15 protein-coding genes are annotated in these 15521 nt (G+C 52.7%); 1 reads left to right on the forward strand and 14 read right to left on the reverse strand.

The window, feature by feature from the left end; translation table 11 throughout:
- Positions 1–65: 65 nt before the first annotated feature.
- The 14 genes from H4V98_RS18615 to H4V98_RS18680 form a co-directional block, all read right to left on the reverse strand.
- Positions 66–2048, reverse strand: coding sequence for a nucleoside-diphosphate sugar epimerase/dehydratase (locus H4V98_RS18615; RefSeq protein ID WP_280757818.1), 1983 nt, complete (start codon positions 2046–2048; stop codon positions 66–68).
- A 134-nt stretch (positions 2049–2182) separates the two neighbouring features.
- Complete coding sequence (locus H4V98_RS18620; protein WP_280757819.1) at positions 2183–2743, reverse strand: sugar transferase; 561 nt, start codon at positions 2741–2743, stop codon at positions 2183–2185.
- On the reverse strand, positions 2740–3684 hold the full coding sequence (locus H4V98_RS18625) for an SDR family oxidoreductase (RefSeq protein ID WP_280757868.1): 945 nt from the start codon (positions 3682–3684) through the stop codon (positions 2740–2742). The genes H4V98_RS18620 and H4V98_RS18625 overlap by 4 nt, the downstream gene beginning before the upstream one ends.
- 5 nt (positions 3685–3689) lie before the next feature.
- The gene (locus H4V98_RS18630) at positions 3690–4619 is read right to left on the reverse strand and encodes a glycosyltransferase (RefSeq protein WP_280757820.1); all 930 of its coding nucleotides are present in this window, start codon (positions 4617–4619) and stop codon (positions 3690–3692) included.
- Positions 4619–5776, reverse strand: a complete 1158-nt coding sequence (locus H4V98_RS18635) for a glycosyltransferase (protein ID WP_280757821.1) — start codon at positions 5774–5776, stop codon at positions 4619–4621. Before H4V98_RS18635 ends, H4V98_RS18630 begins: the two co-directional genes overlap by 1 nt.
- Complete coding sequence (locus H4V98_RS18640; RefSeq protein WP_280757822.1) at positions 5761–6360, reverse strand: DapH/DapD/GlmU-related protein; 600 nt, start codon at positions 6358–6360, stop codon at positions 5761–5763. Before H4V98_RS18640 ends, H4V98_RS18635 begins: the two co-directional genes overlap by 16 nt.
- 21 nt (positions 6361–6381) lie before the next feature.
- A complete protein-coding gene (locus H4V98_RS18645) occupies positions 6382–7575 on the reverse strand; it encodes a hypothetical protein (RefSeq protein ID WP_280757823.1) in 1194 nt (397 codons plus the stop codon).
- Complete coding sequence (locus H4V98_RS18650) at positions 7572–8408, reverse strand: hypothetical protein (RefSeq protein ID WP_280757824.1); 837 nt, start codon at positions 8406–8408, stop codon at positions 7572–7574. Before H4V98_RS18650 ends, H4V98_RS18645 begins: the two co-directional genes overlap by 4 nt.
- A 230-nt stretch (positions 8409–8638) precedes the next feature.
- Positions 8639–9916, reverse strand: a complete 1278-nt coding sequence (locus H4V98_RS18655) for a flippase (RefSeq protein WP_280757825.1) — start codon at positions 9914–9916, stop codon at positions 8639–8641.
- 9 nt (positions 9917–9925) lie between these two features.
- The gene (gene rfbC / locus H4V98_RS18660; RefSeq protein ID WP_280757826.1) at positions 9926–10471 is read right to left on the reverse strand and encodes a dTDP-4-dehydrorhamnose 3,5-epimerase; all 546 of its coding nucleotides are present in this window, start codon (positions 10469–10471) and stop codon (positions 9926–9928) included.
- A 98-nt stretch (positions 10472–10569) separates the two neighbouring features.
- Positions 10570–11457, reverse strand: a complete 888-nt coding sequence (gene rfbA, locus H4V98_RS18665) for a glucose-1-phosphate thymidylyltransferase RfbA (RefSeq protein ID WP_280757827.1) — start codon at positions 11455–11457, stop codon at positions 10570–10572.
- 25 nt (positions 11458–11482) lie between these two features.
- On the reverse strand, positions 11483–12373 hold the full coding sequence (gene rfbD, locus H4V98_RS18670; protein WP_280757828.1) for a dTDP-4-dehydrorhamnose reductase: 891 nt from the start codon (positions 12371–12373) through the stop codon (positions 11483–11485).
- Positions 12370–13434 (reverse strand): dTDP-glucose 4,6-dehydratase, encoded by a 1065-nt coding sequence (gene rfbB, locus H4V98_RS18675; RefSeq protein WP_280757829.1) that lies wholly within the window; start codon positions 13432–13434, stop codon positions 12370–12372. The genes rfbD and rfbB overlap by 4 nt, the downstream gene beginning before the upstream one ends.
- 97 nt (positions 13435–13531) lie before the next feature.
- Entirely contained in the window at positions 13532–14383 is an 852-nt protein-coding gene (locus H4V98_RS18680) for a Wzz/FepE/Etk N-terminal domain-containing protein (protein WP_280757830.1), read from the reverse strand.
- Positions 14384–14877: 494 nt separating this feature from the next.
- Between H4V98_RS18680 and H4V98_RS18685 the strand changes: the two genes are divergently transcribed.
- A complete protein-coding gene (locus H4V98_RS18685) occupies positions 14878–15219 on the forward strand; it encodes an H-NS histone family protein (protein WP_196861978.1) in 342 nt (113 codons plus the stop codon).
- Positions 15220–15521: the final 302 nt, after the last annotated feature.

The raw sequence follows: 15521 nt of genomic DNA on the forward strand, positions 1-15521 counted from the left end.
ACGCCCTGCCCGCCAAAATGACGCCAGCCCGAATCGGTGGATGCGCCCGCGCCGGAAAACCGGTGTCAGACATCATTCGGCAGGGCAGCGGTCTTTTGGGCAGACTCGCCAGCGCCACAGTCTCCATGCGGGCGATAGCCATGCACCAGCCTGACCAGGATGGCGCGCATTACCGGCGCATGGTTCAGCGTGGCGGCCTGGCGCATGTCCACCAGGATGGGCGCGAGCTCTGACCAAGGAACAAAATCCTCGTGCGCCTTCATGATCCGCTGATGCGCCGTTTTTTCAGGGTTGTCGCCAATCAACAGTTCCTCGTACAGCTTTTCGCCCGGTCGAAGACCGGTAATTTTGATTTCAATATCGCCTTCGGGATTGTCCGCATCGCGCAGGCTCAAACCGGACAGCTGCGCCATACGCCGCGCAAGATCGACAATTCTCAAAGGGCTGCCCATGTCGAGCACAAACACGTCTCCGCCCTGGGCCATGGCACCGGCTTGCAGCACCAGCTGGGCCGCCTCGGGAATCGTCATGAAATAGCGCGTGACCTCCGGATGCGTGACCGTCAGCGGGCCACCGTCGCGCAACTGCTTGCGAAACAGCGGCACCACACTGCCACTGCTGCCCAGCACATTGCCAAAGCGCACCATGGCAAACACGGTGCGGTTCGGGACGTCCGGACTGTAGCTGCCGTCGGGCGACACAAAGCGCACCGCCGGGCTGGCCGCCAGCGCCTGAAGCACCAGTTCGGCCATGCGTTTGGTCGCGCCCATGACATTGGTCGGGCGAACCGCCTTGTCGGTGGAAATCAGCACGAAATGCGCCGTTCCGCTTTCCATGGCCGCGCGGGCAGCGTTCAGGGTGCCAAAGACGTTGTTCAGTACACCTTCGGACGGATTGCTTTCGACCAGCGGCACATGCTTGTAGGCCGCGGCGTGGTACACCGTGGCCGGCCGGTAAAGCTGGAAGATTTCCTTAAGACGGCCAAAATTTCCGACGCTGGCGAGCAAGGGTGTCACCTCGACCTGCAGCCGATGCTCGGCGCACAAACCCAGCAGCTCGCGGTGAATGGTGTAAAGGGCAAATTCACTGAGTTCGACCAGAACCAGCTGGCGCGGCTTTTCTTGCAAGATCTGGCGACACAACTCGCTGCCAATGCTGCCGCCTGCACCCGTCACCAGCACCACCTGGTCGGCCAGGTTGCGCGCCAGCAGGCTCGAGTCGGGGGGTACCGAAGGCCGGCCCAGCAGGTCTTCCACATCGAGTTCCTGAAAATCCTGAATCGCCACCCGACCCGACGCCAAGTCGCCCATTCCGGGCAGGGTCCGGACGTGGACCGGCAATTCGCGCAGGCTGGCAATGATTTCATTTCGCCGCGCACGGTCCAGCGAAGGCATGGCCAGCAAGATGTCGGTGATGCCCATGCGTTCCACTGCATCGGCCACCTCGGCGGGCGACATAATGTCAACGCCGTTGATGCTTCTTCCCGCCTTCTTTTTGTCATCGTCAACAAAGCCCAGCAGCACGAACTGGCGCGCCACCGCCAAGGCAGAGGCAGTTTCCACTCCTGCCTCGCCAGCACCGTAAATCAGCAAGCGGCCAACCGCATGACGTGCCTTGCTCGACCAGCCGGCAAGCCAGAACCGCGCCATCGCCCGGCTGGTACCGACCAACAACAGCAGAAGCATGGGCTGAATCAGGCCCAATGTACGCGGGACAAAATCCCATTTGAAAAACAGCAAAGCCACAAAAAACAGCAATGCATACAACGCGACCGCCTTGGCCGTGGTCGCCAAGGCCGCCATGCCGGTGTAGCGAAAAATGGCGCGGTACAGTCCAAAACGCACAAAGACAGGAAGCGCCAACACGGGAGCAAGGAGGTACACGTAGGCTTGTTGCGCAACTGGCAATCCGGTCTGGTCGACGCGCAGGTAAAAAGCGATCCATACCGATACCAGCGTCAGCACCAAGTCAAGTGCAATGACAAACACCCTTTTGGCGGAGCGCGGCAATGCCAGCAAGGGTGCGGCAGTCAATCGATTGAATAGCATTTGATCTTTTTGTAATTAAACCGGAAGGCCAGCAAGCAGCGGACGAGAACAGGTGCTTTCAGCTTTGGAAACATGCCACGCCCTGTTTCCTATTGGAAATCAGTTTGCACATTTATCATTCAGCCCGCTGGCAATTAGTGGGCAACGCCATCGCGCCGTATTACCTTGATGAAGGTCAGCCACAAAATACGCATGTCAAACCACAGCGACTGCTGCTGAAGATACTCGACATCAAGCCTGACCTTGTCAGGAATGGGTAACTCATCGCGTCCATTGATTTGTGCCCAGCCCGTCAGACCCGGCACCAGTTCATGCACACCCCGCCGGGTCCGCAAGTCAATCAGGTCATGTTGGTTGAAGAGCGCAGGTCGCGGGCCGACAAAGCTCATGTCCCCTGCCAGGATGCTCCACAACTGCGGCAGTTCGTCCAGACTGCTTTTGCGTAAAAAGCTGCCAATCGGCGTCAGGTGTGCTTTCGGGTCGGCCAGCAGATGCGTGGCAACCGCCGGTGTGCCCACCCGCATGCTGCGAAACTTGGGCATCTTGAACAGTTTGTTGTGGCGTCCCACCCGGTCGGACCAGTAGAGTGCGGGGCCGGGAGAAGTCAGGCGCACCAGCAGCGCCACCAGCAAGACAGGCACAACCAGTACCGCCGCAGCCGCCAAGGCAAGTAGCAAGTCAAACATTCTTTTCATGGGCGAAAACCTTCTGCCGCTTTTTTCAACCCCTGGTCCAGCGTCAAGGGAGGAGTCCAGCCCAAGAGCTGGCGTGTCTTTTGGATATCTACCTGCAATGAGCCGCACAGCCGCTGAGCCATGTCGCGCTTGCCGAGTAATGCCGCTGCTGCTTTCAATACACTGGCCGGCACCGGAATCAAGCGCGCCCGACTGTCCAAGGCCTGTCCCATGCGGCGCAGCAATTCCGTTGTTGAAACATCTTCGCCATCGGACACCAAAAAGGTCTGGTTAGCTGCCGCCGGATGGGTCAGGCACGTCACGATCAGATCGACCAGGTTGTCCAGCGCCACCAAGCTGCGCTGATTGTGAATGGCACCCAGCGGCAGGGGCACACCACGTCGAAGCCAGCGCATCATGGCGGCAAAGTTGGCTTTGACACCGGATCCGTAGACAAGTGGCGGTCTGATTATGACAACCTCCATGCCGGTTCGCGACGCAATCTCGCGCAGCCCCTGCTCTGCCTCCATTTTGGAAATTCCATAAGCATCCAGTGGCGCAGGCACATCGTCGGCCTTAAACGCACACCCCAGAGCCGTTGTTTCGCCATTAACCTTGACAGAGCTGATAAACACAAACCGCCGCACACCAGCTAAAGCCGCTTGACGGGCTAGGTTCAAAGTGCCTTGCACATTGACGCGGCGAAATTTCTGCAGTGGATCTGTGGCTGTATCCGCCATGACATGCACGCGGGCAGCCGTATGCACGACAACAACGATCCCAGCAAGCGCCGCCCGCCAGTCGCATTGCCCACTCAAACCTTGCAGCACTTGGCGCTCGACCCCGGCGGGCAAGACGCACTCGCTGCGTACCGCGCCTCGCACCGTTATGCCATACCCCAGCGCCTGTGCGCACACGGCGCGACCCACAAAACCATTGGCCCCTGTGACCAGTGCATGCAGCGACGTCACGAGCGAAGCCCGCCAAGCAGGCTCATGGCCAGGCACGACAGCGCAAATAGCAGCTTGTCGCGCCCACGCCGGCGGCATTGCCCGCCATGACAAGCCAGCCAAAACACTCCAGCCCTTCCGCCGCCTGACCAGCGCTTGACGAAAGCGTCGTCGCCCAAACCGACCAGATCGGCAATTAAGGCCGACTGCGCCAAGCCCCAGCCGCCCAGCACCTTGCGCGCTCGGTGGCGCCAAGCGCGCCAGCCTTTGTTGACGCCGACCTGGTTGTTCGCGTGCTGGCGGTACAGCATGCCCGCGTAGTCATCAATCACCCAGCGGTAACCGTTCGCACGGGCAAAAGCATAGGCAAACCAGTCGTGCAGGCCAACCTGACGGACTTCAGACCAGCGGTGCCTAATCAAGGACTGAATGGCACAAGCCAAGTCTTTGCGCAAGACATAGGTACAGCCCGGCCCAGCAGCTTCAAAAAGGAAATCCCATTTAACCTGGAGTTGGGATTTTTCTATCAGCAGCTTGCGCCCATCGGGCCAAAATGCCATTACATTGCTCGAATAGGCATCGGCACTAGTCGTTGAAAGCAACTGATGCGCCCGCAACAGCTTGTCGGGCAACCATATATCGTCCTGATCGGCAAGACTGACATAGTCAAAATCTGAAAATTCCACGTCGGCCAGCAAACGGAAAAAATTCGGTCCCGCGCCACCAAAACGCTGACCCACAGGCAGCAATGTCAAACGTGGTTCGGACAGTGCCCATTCGGCAAGGCAATCTTCAGTCCCGTCTGTTGACTGATCCACACTGATGAATATCTGAAGATCAACATTCCTCTGAAGGAAAATAGATTCAATTTGCTCCGCGATGTAGGCCATGCCGTTATAAGCGGCCAAGCACACCGCAATACGCAGTTTTTTTTCTTCAATCACCATCAAATATTTCCTGCTTTGTCATTTCGATCAAGGCTGTTCTGCGGGACAGAGGTCAGGCCATCGATCAAAATGCCCCACAAACTCGCCCAGTCAGCGGCAAACGGAGCTTTAGGGTTGGCATGGTGATTTCCAGTCGGTTGCCATGTTTGCGCCACCATAGATTCCATGAGATCGGCTAGGCTTTCTGAGGATTCGGCTGGAAAGAAACTCACAAGGTCGTAGGTTCCGACGGTTTCCCGCGCATATGGGAGGTCGGCCACAAGCAACGGCCGCCGTTGTGTTTTGGCTTCGGTAATAGGCAACCCCCAAGTTTCCAGCTTACTCGGAAACACCACCGCGGAAGCCTCACGGTATTGCGTAGCCATCTCATCTTTGGTCTGTCGGCCTATGAATCGGACTTGCGCCGTCTTTCCGTACTTGCTCAGTAGCCAACGGGAATATCGATTTTCGCTGCCATCAAGCGTCAACCGCACCTCAAAGCCACTAATGCCACGAGAAGCCAGTATCTGAACAGCTTTGCACAATGTCTCGATATTTTTAAAAACTCGTGGCAGCGCGGGATAGATGAAGACAAATGTCGATCCTGGCGTCGGGGTGGAAGCGCGCTCGTCAATCCGCATGGATGGGTGAGCGACAACGACCGGAAGTTGCCCCATACGCCTTATGAACTCAGACCGAAGCCAGTCTTGCTGCACGATAACGCAGTAGTTGCGACGGATAAACACGCGGTACAGAAAAGCGTATAGCTGATTGAACATGAAAAACGTTGGCTCCATTAGGGCCTCACGTAACCCGATGCTATAAAAGGGCGAAGGGTTATGGCAATACACAGCTTGGCGCGTGACCGATACGCGTGGCGTGATGTCGTGCAGCGATAGCCATAGCGCAGGTTTGACTTCTCGAGAAATGCGCTTGAACCCGAACCATTCCCAGTACAGCCTATGAAACCAGGACTTCTTCGAACTTGGAATTGATATCAGACGGACTCGCGGTTCGTGGATCAAATCAGCGCGATGAACGAGGGCCACCACCTCCCATTCGGCTGGTAGCGCGGCTATTGCAGATGCAAGGCACTCACGCAGCACGGTAAGTGGCCCACCCTCCGTGAAATTGACCGCCGAAACAACGATGCGTAACGGATTTATATTCTTCGCCATATTTTAGTTTCTGCATCGAACACGCGTATCACGCGTGCCGGATTGCCCGCTGAGATCGAGTTCGGCGGGATGTCGCGCGTAACAACTGAGTTAGCACCTACGATGGCACCGTCGCCAACAGTGACGCCTGGCAGGATGCAGACCTGTTCGCCGAGCCACACATTATTGCCAATGCGGACGGGCCGTGATGAAAGTGGGCGGTCTGCGGGAGGGATTCCGGGCGCGGATGCTTCGTCCTCCATTTGGTAATTACCGTGATTGTGATCGCTAATGAAGACGCGGCTTCCAATCAAAACGTTATCCCCGATCGAAATACTCTCCAGCGCACCAATATGCACAAAGTCATTCAATTGAACGTTTTCTCCAAAACGAATACACCCGCGACTACCAAAGGCATCAAGGCGCACCAAATAGCCACATACGAAGTTTTTTCCAAATATTATTGCACCTCGCCCACGCAAAAATATTGGCAACCTAATCAAACGACAATCATTAAAAAAAATAAAGGTATTGATACGACAAAAAATCAACCATAGCATTTGCAAAAATCCATATGTCTTTATTTTTGACGGATTAAATCTCATGGCAATTTGTACTCCTATTTTTTATCCAATTACATCCATTAAACGCCTTATTTTATTATATCTGAAGTAGTAATGAACCGACATCAAAAATAAAATCATAGTTCCAGAATAATAGCCTGTTCCTCTAACATATATTTCCAACATAAAAGTCACTATCACGCAACAGGAAAAAGTATACGCAGGCGTAGAATACAATCCATTAGCTATAGCTCTCAATCTTACTGCAACCCTCCCTATAAATAAAGAAAGCCCTCCAATAATTAGCACACCTAAAATCCCAAACTCTGACACCACTTTTGCCAATAAAAAACCCCCATCATTTTGGTTCAAATCACCTCCACTAAGGCGATAAATAGCTTCTGCAGTTGGAACAGAAGTTGGCTGCAGACCTAGTTGCTGAAACCCAAACCCCCAATAATTTGTCAACTGCATTGATTCCTTAACAAGCTCCCATCCTTGCAAATACACCAAAGTTGAAAGATTAGTGGTTTCATCAGTAAAATCCAGGCGATCGCCAAAGTAAGACAAATCCAACGCTGAGCCAGCGACAAATATAACAACAATTAAAATGGGAAAAAAAATTAAACGAACACACACCAAGAAAACCACAAAACATCCGACCATCATCGTTAAATTCTGAACCCAGTAAGCCAAAATAACGCTTGCGCAAAGGATTACATAACGGCGCCAGCCATTCGAGGTCACACACGCAAACATTAAAAATGGTAAGAATGTGAGGGCAAAATGCGACGGCTCAGAAAATGGAAAAACAGCCTTATTAACACCAAAAATGTTACTCGGATAGATATTTGAAATAGATACTACTAATATAAAACCCATCAAAAAAAATACACTCCAACAAACTGTATTAACATTTTTTGAACTCGAACCAAAGAAGGATATCGATAAAGCTACTGCTCCAAAAAATAAAATAAATAACAAAACTAGGGAAGTCATAGCCTTCCATAAACTTACTGAAAAAACAATATCTGCGAATATGAGATGATCAATAATGATTCCAGCACAAAGGAGCAAGAGGATCAGATCAGATTTGTAAATATTTAACAACTCGCTTTTAACAGGCAGCGACGCCGCAATTGCCAGCAAAGCAGCTAGCGCTGCCCCTATGGCTAACGAGCTCAGGTTTGCCACAAGAAACAACGCAGATGGCAGAAAAATTGCCGCATAAAACCCAACGTTTCGCTTTAATATCATTTAGACACTTTTCGCGCCCGTAGCCGACTAAACACGCGGCTCCATCCCACCTGTACTGGAACGAGGAGGCGCCCAACGAGTCCACCCGCCACATACCAGATCACACCGGCCGAACGCACCCGTCCGGAAAGCAAGCGCTCGCAGTAGGCCGTGGTCAGCTTGCGCCATAGACGCGCGTCGACCAGGCCATCAGTGAGGTAGCGACCCCTTAACTGCAGCGCATGTGCTTGGCAAAACCGCAGTAGCGGTACATCCACCTCAAGCAAATCGGCATTGGTCTGCTCAATGGCTCGCTGGATCATCGGCATTTCGGCAAGCAAACGGACGAACCACCTCACTCCCGGCGCATTCAAGTAAAAGAGGAAGGTAGGTACGAAGTGGTCCAGTGAACCGTCGCCAAAGGAAAACTCACTCTGAGAATAAGGGCCGATCAGCAGAGGAAAGTCAAAATTAACATCCTTGGCCATATTTATGCGGCTACATAGCGCAGCCATCAGGTGCGGGCTATCGTGCTTGGGGATCAGTGTGTCATTGACATACAGCACACCGTCATGCCCTCTTTCAGAGAAGTACATACTGGCCTCACGATAGGAAGAGAAGTCGAAGTAGGTGTCGTCAACTTTGCGACAATCGTCCAGACGCAGGCCCAGCGATTCGCACAGCGCACGCACCGCAGCAGGCGTCAACGAGCTGGACGATGCCACCAGCGCCAGTACGTCGAGCACGGCACCAAGACTGGCCTGTAACTGCAGGACGCGGTTCACTAACGGACGCAGATGGCGTGGGTCGTATAGAACCAAACATAGTCCAAATTTTCCAGAAATTTGAGTCATATTGACTTAAAAAAATATTGCCTTTTGTTAGCAGAGAGGTATCAAGTTGGTGCGCCACAATTATGTCTTGGCGAGTGATTGCTAAGTTTTTCCGCTAAATTCAAAAAACTCAGCCATTTTGGCGAAAGAATTAGCAGCCATAACTGAGTTTCGAATAGTTTTATATCGACCACTATATCTTTTAAAAAATTTCTTATCAGTACTTATTTTGATTATTTAAATATAATAAATTATATTCTTGAGTAAAATACTTTTTTACCCAGATAAAGCAATGCAAAAAGATCGACTATTACTCTTGATGTCCAAGCCAAAGCGGCACCCATAAGCCCTGCGTATTTAAGACAAATAAAAAGCAAAGGAACATAAAAAACAAATTCAAGTAAATGCAATTTGGCAGTTGCATGAGCGCTACCTTTTGCCTGAATAGCAGCGAAAGGCACACTTGCAACTCCATTAAAAATTAATCCAATAGCCATAATTACAACAATTTTCCAGGAATGCTCTGCAAAATCTAGTCCAAGCCACAGCGCCATACCCCACTTTGATCCAAGCGCGATAATAAGGCAAGTTGGAACAAGAATTGTTATAATTATTTTTAAGCTATTTTTATACAACCTATCAGCTTCTTGAATATTTGTTGTCAGGAGCGAAGCAAGCCGAGGAAATAATGCAGCAGTTAAAGCGCCAGGCACGATCAGTACACGAATTAACAATTCAAAAGGCACCGTGTAATATGCGACCACAGTGGCACCAAGTACTCCTGAAATAATAAATCGGTCTGCGGTTACCATTAGCGGACTAATAATATTGGAGATGGTCATCCAAGCGCCAAACGAAAGGAGGGGCCGCATGTCTTGCTTATTGAACTTAGCGAACATCCATCCTGCAGGCATTTTCAGGTGGACTAGCCAAGCATGTGCAGCTAATACGATCAGGCGCGCTATGATTAAACTCGCCACCATCCACACCAACGAAGTACCGATAAACATGACGCTTAATGCCGGCAAAGCGAAATTTGCGGATCCCAGACAGATACGTAACAGATTGACGCCCTTGAAGTCTTCGAATCCTTCTAGAATACCTCGGAACCCGGTGGTAACGGTTGTTAATGGAATTCCAATACTCGCAACAAGTAAGGCCTGAACGGTATTCGGTTGCAGAGCAATACTAATTTTCAACCAATGAAGAGCAAGCGGTTTAGCCAGAAAAGCAAGTAAAATGCCTCCTACTAACCCGGTGACTACCGTGAACCACAAGCCTGTTTTTATCAAACTTGGCAAATGCGAATTCTGCTGATTTCCCCTAGCTACCGAGACCTGCTGGGTAAGGGCACGACCTAAACCGAAGTCAAAAAGGCTAAAGTAGCCTATCAGCGCCCAAACTAGCGTAAGAATTCCAAAAGCTTCGACACCGATATTTTTCAGTAGATAAGGAATGGTTACAGCACCGAGCAAGAGAGGCAATCCTGTTCCCACGAGATTCCAAATGGTATTGCGTTTGAGCGACACTATGCAGCCTCAGGTTAAGTCCAAGCGTCTACCCTGAAGATCTTTGGCTGATAGTTGAGGAACGTCAATTTCATAATGTCTCAATCGCCAGTCAATAGCAATACTGGGGTCATCCCACGCAATGCAGCGCTCATGCGCGGGCGCGTAGTAGTCGGTAGTCTTATACAAAAATTCTGCCGACTCGCTGGTCACCATGAACCCGTGCGCAAAGCCTGCGGGGATCCAGAGTTGTTTGTGGTTTTCTTCGCTCAGTTCCATGCCGACCCACTGGCCGAAGGTGGGTGATGCCTTGCGGATGTCCACCGCCACATCAAACACCGCCCCGCGCACTACGCGCACGAGCTTGCCTTGGGGTTGCTGGATTTGGTAATGCAGTCCGCGCAGCACGCCCTTGCAGCTGCGGCTGTGGTTGTCTTGTACAAAGTTCAGATTCAGGCCGGTAGCTTCGTTGAAGGCTTTCTGGTTAAAGCTTTCATAGAAGAAGCCGCGCGCGTCGCCAAACACTTTGGGTTCGATGACGAGGACGTCGGGGATGGCTGTGGGGGTGACTTGCATGGGGCGGATTCGGGGCGGGTTCGGATTTGGTTAAGGGTCATGGATCCCGGGTCAAGCCCGGGATGACAGACGAGGGGCCTTGGTTAACAGGCCTTGAATCATGACGGAGCACTCTCGCTTAATAGACGCTGCAAATATTGGCCGTAGCCGTTTTTGGCCAGCGGCTGGGCCAGCTTTTCGAGTTGTTCTGCAGTGATAAAACCGTTGCGAAAGGCGATTTCTTCGGGACAGGCGATTTTCAGGCCTTGCCTGCGCTCCAGCGTGGCGATGAACTGGCCGGCTTCCAGCAGGCTGTCGTGCGTGCCAGTGTCCAGCCAGGCGTAACCCCGCTGCATGATCTGCACGTTGAGCGAGCCCTGGTCGAGGTAGGCCTGGTTGACGGCGGTGATTTCCAGTTCGCCGCGCGCGCTGGGTTTCACGGCCTTGGCAATGTCAACCACCTGGTTGTCGTAGAAGTACAGGCCGGTGACGGCAAAGTTGCTTTGGGGCTTGAGCGGCTTTTCTTCAATACTGATGGCTTTGCCGGCCTTGTCGAAGGCGACGACGCCGTAGCGTTCGGGGTCGTGCACATGGTAGGCAAATACGGTGGCACCGCTGGCCTGGCTGTCTGCGCTGGAAAGCAGGTTGACCAGGTCGTGGCCGTAAAACAGGTTGTCGCCCAGCACCAAGGCGCTGGGGGCGTTGCCGACGAACTGCTCGCCAATCAAGAACGCCTGTGCCAGACCATCCGGGCTGGGCTGCACAGCATATTGCAGATTCATCCCCCACTGGCTGCCGTCGCCCAGCAGTTGCGTAAAGCGCGGCGTGTCCTGCGGGGTGCTGATGACCAACACGTCGCGAATGCCAGCCAGCATCAAGGTGCTCAGCGGGTAATAGATCATCGGCTTGTCGTACACCGGCAGCAACTGTTTGCTGATGGCGAGGGTGGCCGGGTGCAGCCGGCTGCCGGAGCCGCCGGCGAGGATGATGCCTTTGCGTTGGGTCATGAGGATGTAGTTTTCTTGTGGTGTCTTAAAGGATTTCTGCCAGCATGCGGTCCACGCCCTGCTGCCAGGTGGGCAGAGTCAAACCGAAAACTGTCTGTAGCCGGGTGCAATCGAGGCGCGAGTTAAGTGGTCGCTGCGCTGGCGTCGGAAAAGCGCTGGTTGGCACGACGGTGACTTCAGCAGCTATTATTTTCATAGCTTTCTGCGCCCGCTGCGCCTGCGCAATCACGTGTTTTGCATAGCGATTCCAGGTTGTTTCGCCTTGAGCGGCCAGATGGTAGATCCCGGCGTCCTGCGGGCGGAGCAGTACCTGCCGAATGGCGTGGGCAGTGACATCGGCAATCAGCTCGGCGCCGGTGGGGCTTCCGAACTGGTCGTCGATCACCGTCAAGCGCTCGCGCTCTTGCGCCAGGCGCAGCATGGTCTTGGCAAAGTTGCCGCCGCGCGCGGCATACACCCAGCTGGTGCGAAACAGAAGATGCTGCCGGCAATGTTCGACCACCAGTTGCTCGCCTTCGCGCTTGGTCCGGCCATACACGCCCAACGGTGCGGGCGGGTCGGTTTCTACCCAGGGCCGGCTGCCGCTGCCATCGAACACGTAGTCGGTCGAATAATGCACCAGCCAGGCGCCCAGCTTGTTCGCCTCTTGTGCCAGCACGCCAGGCGCCTGGGCGTTGATTGTGCGGGCCAGCTCGGGCTCGCTTTCAGCCTTGTCTACTGCCGTATGGGCGGCGGCATTGACGATTACATCGGGGCGTAGCGCGCGAACCGTGTCAGCAATTCCTGTCAGGTTGCCCAAGTCGCCACACAGGTCCTGGCTGTGTCGGTCCAGCGCAATGAGTTCCCCCAGTGGCGCCAGGCTGCGCTGAAGTTCCCAGCCGAGCTGACCGTTCTTGCCAAACAGCAGGATTTTCATGCGCTGGCGTACTGGGTCTGCACCCAGTCGCGGTAAGCGCCGCTTTGCACATTGGCTACCCACTCCGGGTTGGCCAAGTACCACTGCACGGTTTTGCGGATGCCGGACTCGAACGTTTCAACGGGCTTCCAGCCCAGTTCGCGCTCTATCTTGCTGGCGTCGATGGCGTAGCGGCGGTCATGGCCGGGGCGGTCCTTGACGGTGGTGATCTGGGCGCTGTAGCTTGTGCCGTCAGCCTTGGGGCGCGACGCGTCAAGCAAGGCGCAAACGGTGTTGACAATCTCGATGTTGGGCTTTTCGTTCCAGCCGCCGACGTTGTAGACCTCGCCCGGTTGCCCGGCTTTCAGCACGCGGCGAATGGCGCTGCAATGGTCCTTCACATACAGCCAGTCGCGCACCTGCATGCCATCGCCATACACCGGCAGGGGTTTGCCAGCCAGCGCGTTGACGATCATCAGCGGGATGAGCTTTTCCGGAAAGTGGTACGGGCCGTAGTTGTTTGAGCAATTGGTGGTCAGCACCGGCAGGCCGTAGGTGTGGTGGTAAGCACGCACCAGGTGGTCGCTGGCGGCCTTGCTGGCCGAGTACGGACTGTTGGGCTCGTAGCGGTGGGTTTCGGTGAAGGCGGGGTCGGCAGCGCTCAAGGAGCCGTAGACCTCGTCGGTGGAGACGTGCAGGAAGCGGAAAGCTGCCTTGGCCTCGCCCTGCAGGCCGCTCCAGTAGGCGCGCACGGCTTCCAGCAGGCGGAAGGTTCCGACGATATTGGTCTGGATAAAGTCTTCGGGGCTGTGGATGGAGCGGTCTACGTGGCTTTCGGCAGCGAAATTCAGCACGGCGCGGGGCCGGTGTTCAGCCAGAAGGCGGGCGACCAACGCGCTGTCGCCAATGTCGCCCTGCACGAAAATGTGGCGCGGCTCTCCTTGCAGACTCGCCAGTGTTTCCAGATTGCCAGCGTAGGTCAACTTGTCCAGGTTGACGATGGGCTCATCCGTTTGCACTAGCCAGTCCAGTACAAAGTTTGCGCCGATAAAGCCTGCGCCGCCAGTTATGAGAATTGTCATGAGGGTACTAAAAATTTACTGGACTATTTAAATACGGGAATTTAGAAATCGATTTGCACTTAATCCTGCAATCGTTTTATTACTTGATGCCGATGAGCTATTTGAAGCCAAAAGAATTGCGAATACGCAAGATTTTTTCGGAGTTCTGCAGACTTGGTGTGGTGCCAAGAAAGCCTTGCCGGATAAAAACGAACAGTAACAAAATCAAACCTGCCGCTAGCGTAGCACCTATGGCAATCAGCCCTTTCTTCGGTTGGCTGGGTTTCTGCGCCATAGTTGGTGCTTGCACAAGTTGCGCATTGCTTAGACCTTCCAGTTGAGCTTCCAAAAGACTGACTTGGCCTTGCGCTGTGCCTGTAGCACTTAATAACTCGGCATAGCCCCGTGCCAATTCCATCCCGCCTGTAGTGCCCGAACTATTGGATTCAAGGCGCTTTAGAACGCCAACTGATGCATCCTGGGCATTTTTGAGCCGAATTTTCGCTTCTTCCAGTTGCATGCTGAGTCGTGCTCGAACACTGCCTTTGGGACTACTCTCAACATAAGTTTGCTGAAGCAAGGCAGAGCCAATTGCTTGCGCCTGTGACGCAGTGTGGGCAGAAACAGTCAGCGTGAGTAATTTATCGACTCGCCCTACATTCGTTTTAGTTTGCTCGCGTAATTTGGTACGCGCTTCTTCGACGGTGACGTCTTTTGCCAAACCAAGAGAGGCAATGACTGGATCTAGAACAGTTGCCGTGGTCATCAAGCTGGCAGTGGCTTGATCAGCCTGAAGAACCGCCACACTTTGAAAAGTTTGCGGAAGCAGAAAACTGACACCCAAGGCACATATCCCCACAATCAACGGACCGACAACCAGCAATTTGATGTTTTCAGCCAAAGTAACCAATAAATCCAACAGACCGACTTCATTTTGAACAGTGCTGACACGTTTCGGGGCATCTTGCATTTTTTCCTGTCTCCGATCTCAAATTCCCCATTCTACTTTGGACAGTTTTTTGCTAATCAGCAAGCTCCAGACTTGAACCTTGCGATTTGGAACCAAAAATGCAGAAGCTATAGCGCTCATTTGCTTGGCAGACCAAGAGCAGTAACTTTTTTTGGTGTCTGATGTCACGCCCTTTTAAATAAAAACACCATATCGACACATATCGGCAAATAGCCACCAATCATTGGATAAATTGCAAGCATCAAATTCTCTCAAAACTTTACAAAACTTAATCTTGCATACGCATATTTTTGTGATAGTCCAGATGAAATTATTTTTTAGATGCAGCAAAATCTCTAGTAAGGCCTAACAGATCCAAGCAATAAAGCTAAAGTTGTTTCTAACAATTTATAAGAAATATGCGCTTCGATAAAATTTAAAGCCCTAAGATATTCAGTTAATTTTTGTCTAAATAATCGATTAACATTACTTTCTTTTCAAGGAGACCTCTTTTCATGCAGAAATCAAATGAGCTACAGCAACAAATCAATGAATTCGAAGCCAAGCTAAACGATTTAAGGAAACAACAGGATTTTGAACGAAAAGGCGAGCGTGCCGAAGCTGTCACGGCAGCTAAAGAATTGATCAAAAATTATGATCTGACCGCCTCTGATTTGGGGCTTGCGGGGAAAGGGGCTATTAAGCGGATTTCGGGAGACAAACGCAATGTTGTCGCCCCCAAATACCAAGACCCCGAGAGCGGAAAGACATGGACCGGTCGCGGCAAGTCGCCAGCTTGGTTGAGCGCTAAAATGTCGGCCGGCCAAGACAAACAGGAATTTTTGATCAAAAGTTAATACATCAGCTTTTCCATATCTGCTGGTGTTTGAAGCGATCCAAGAACCAACTCTACGCGCAGCTTTTAGTTCGTTGATATTTGATGGTTCTAGGAGTTTTTGATACTTGGCGTTTCTAAGCGCTTGGCGAAAACCGACCAGTGAGCAAGCAATGGCAAGTGTGCGCCGCGCACTTGTATATGCTGGATATCAGCGTGTGCAGCACTTGCTTTGCAATGTCCATTCAGGTCAAGTTCGGTATTGTCTCGAAAATTCAGTTTTGCACTGATTAGACGTCCTCAAATTTTTGCCATGCCTAGATT

Source organism: Polaromonas sp. CG_23.6 (assembly GCF_029892315.1).
In the GTDB taxonomy this organism is placed as follows: domain Bacteria; phylum Pseudomonadota; class Gammaproteobacteria; order Burkholderiales; family Burkholderiaceae_C; genus Polaromonas.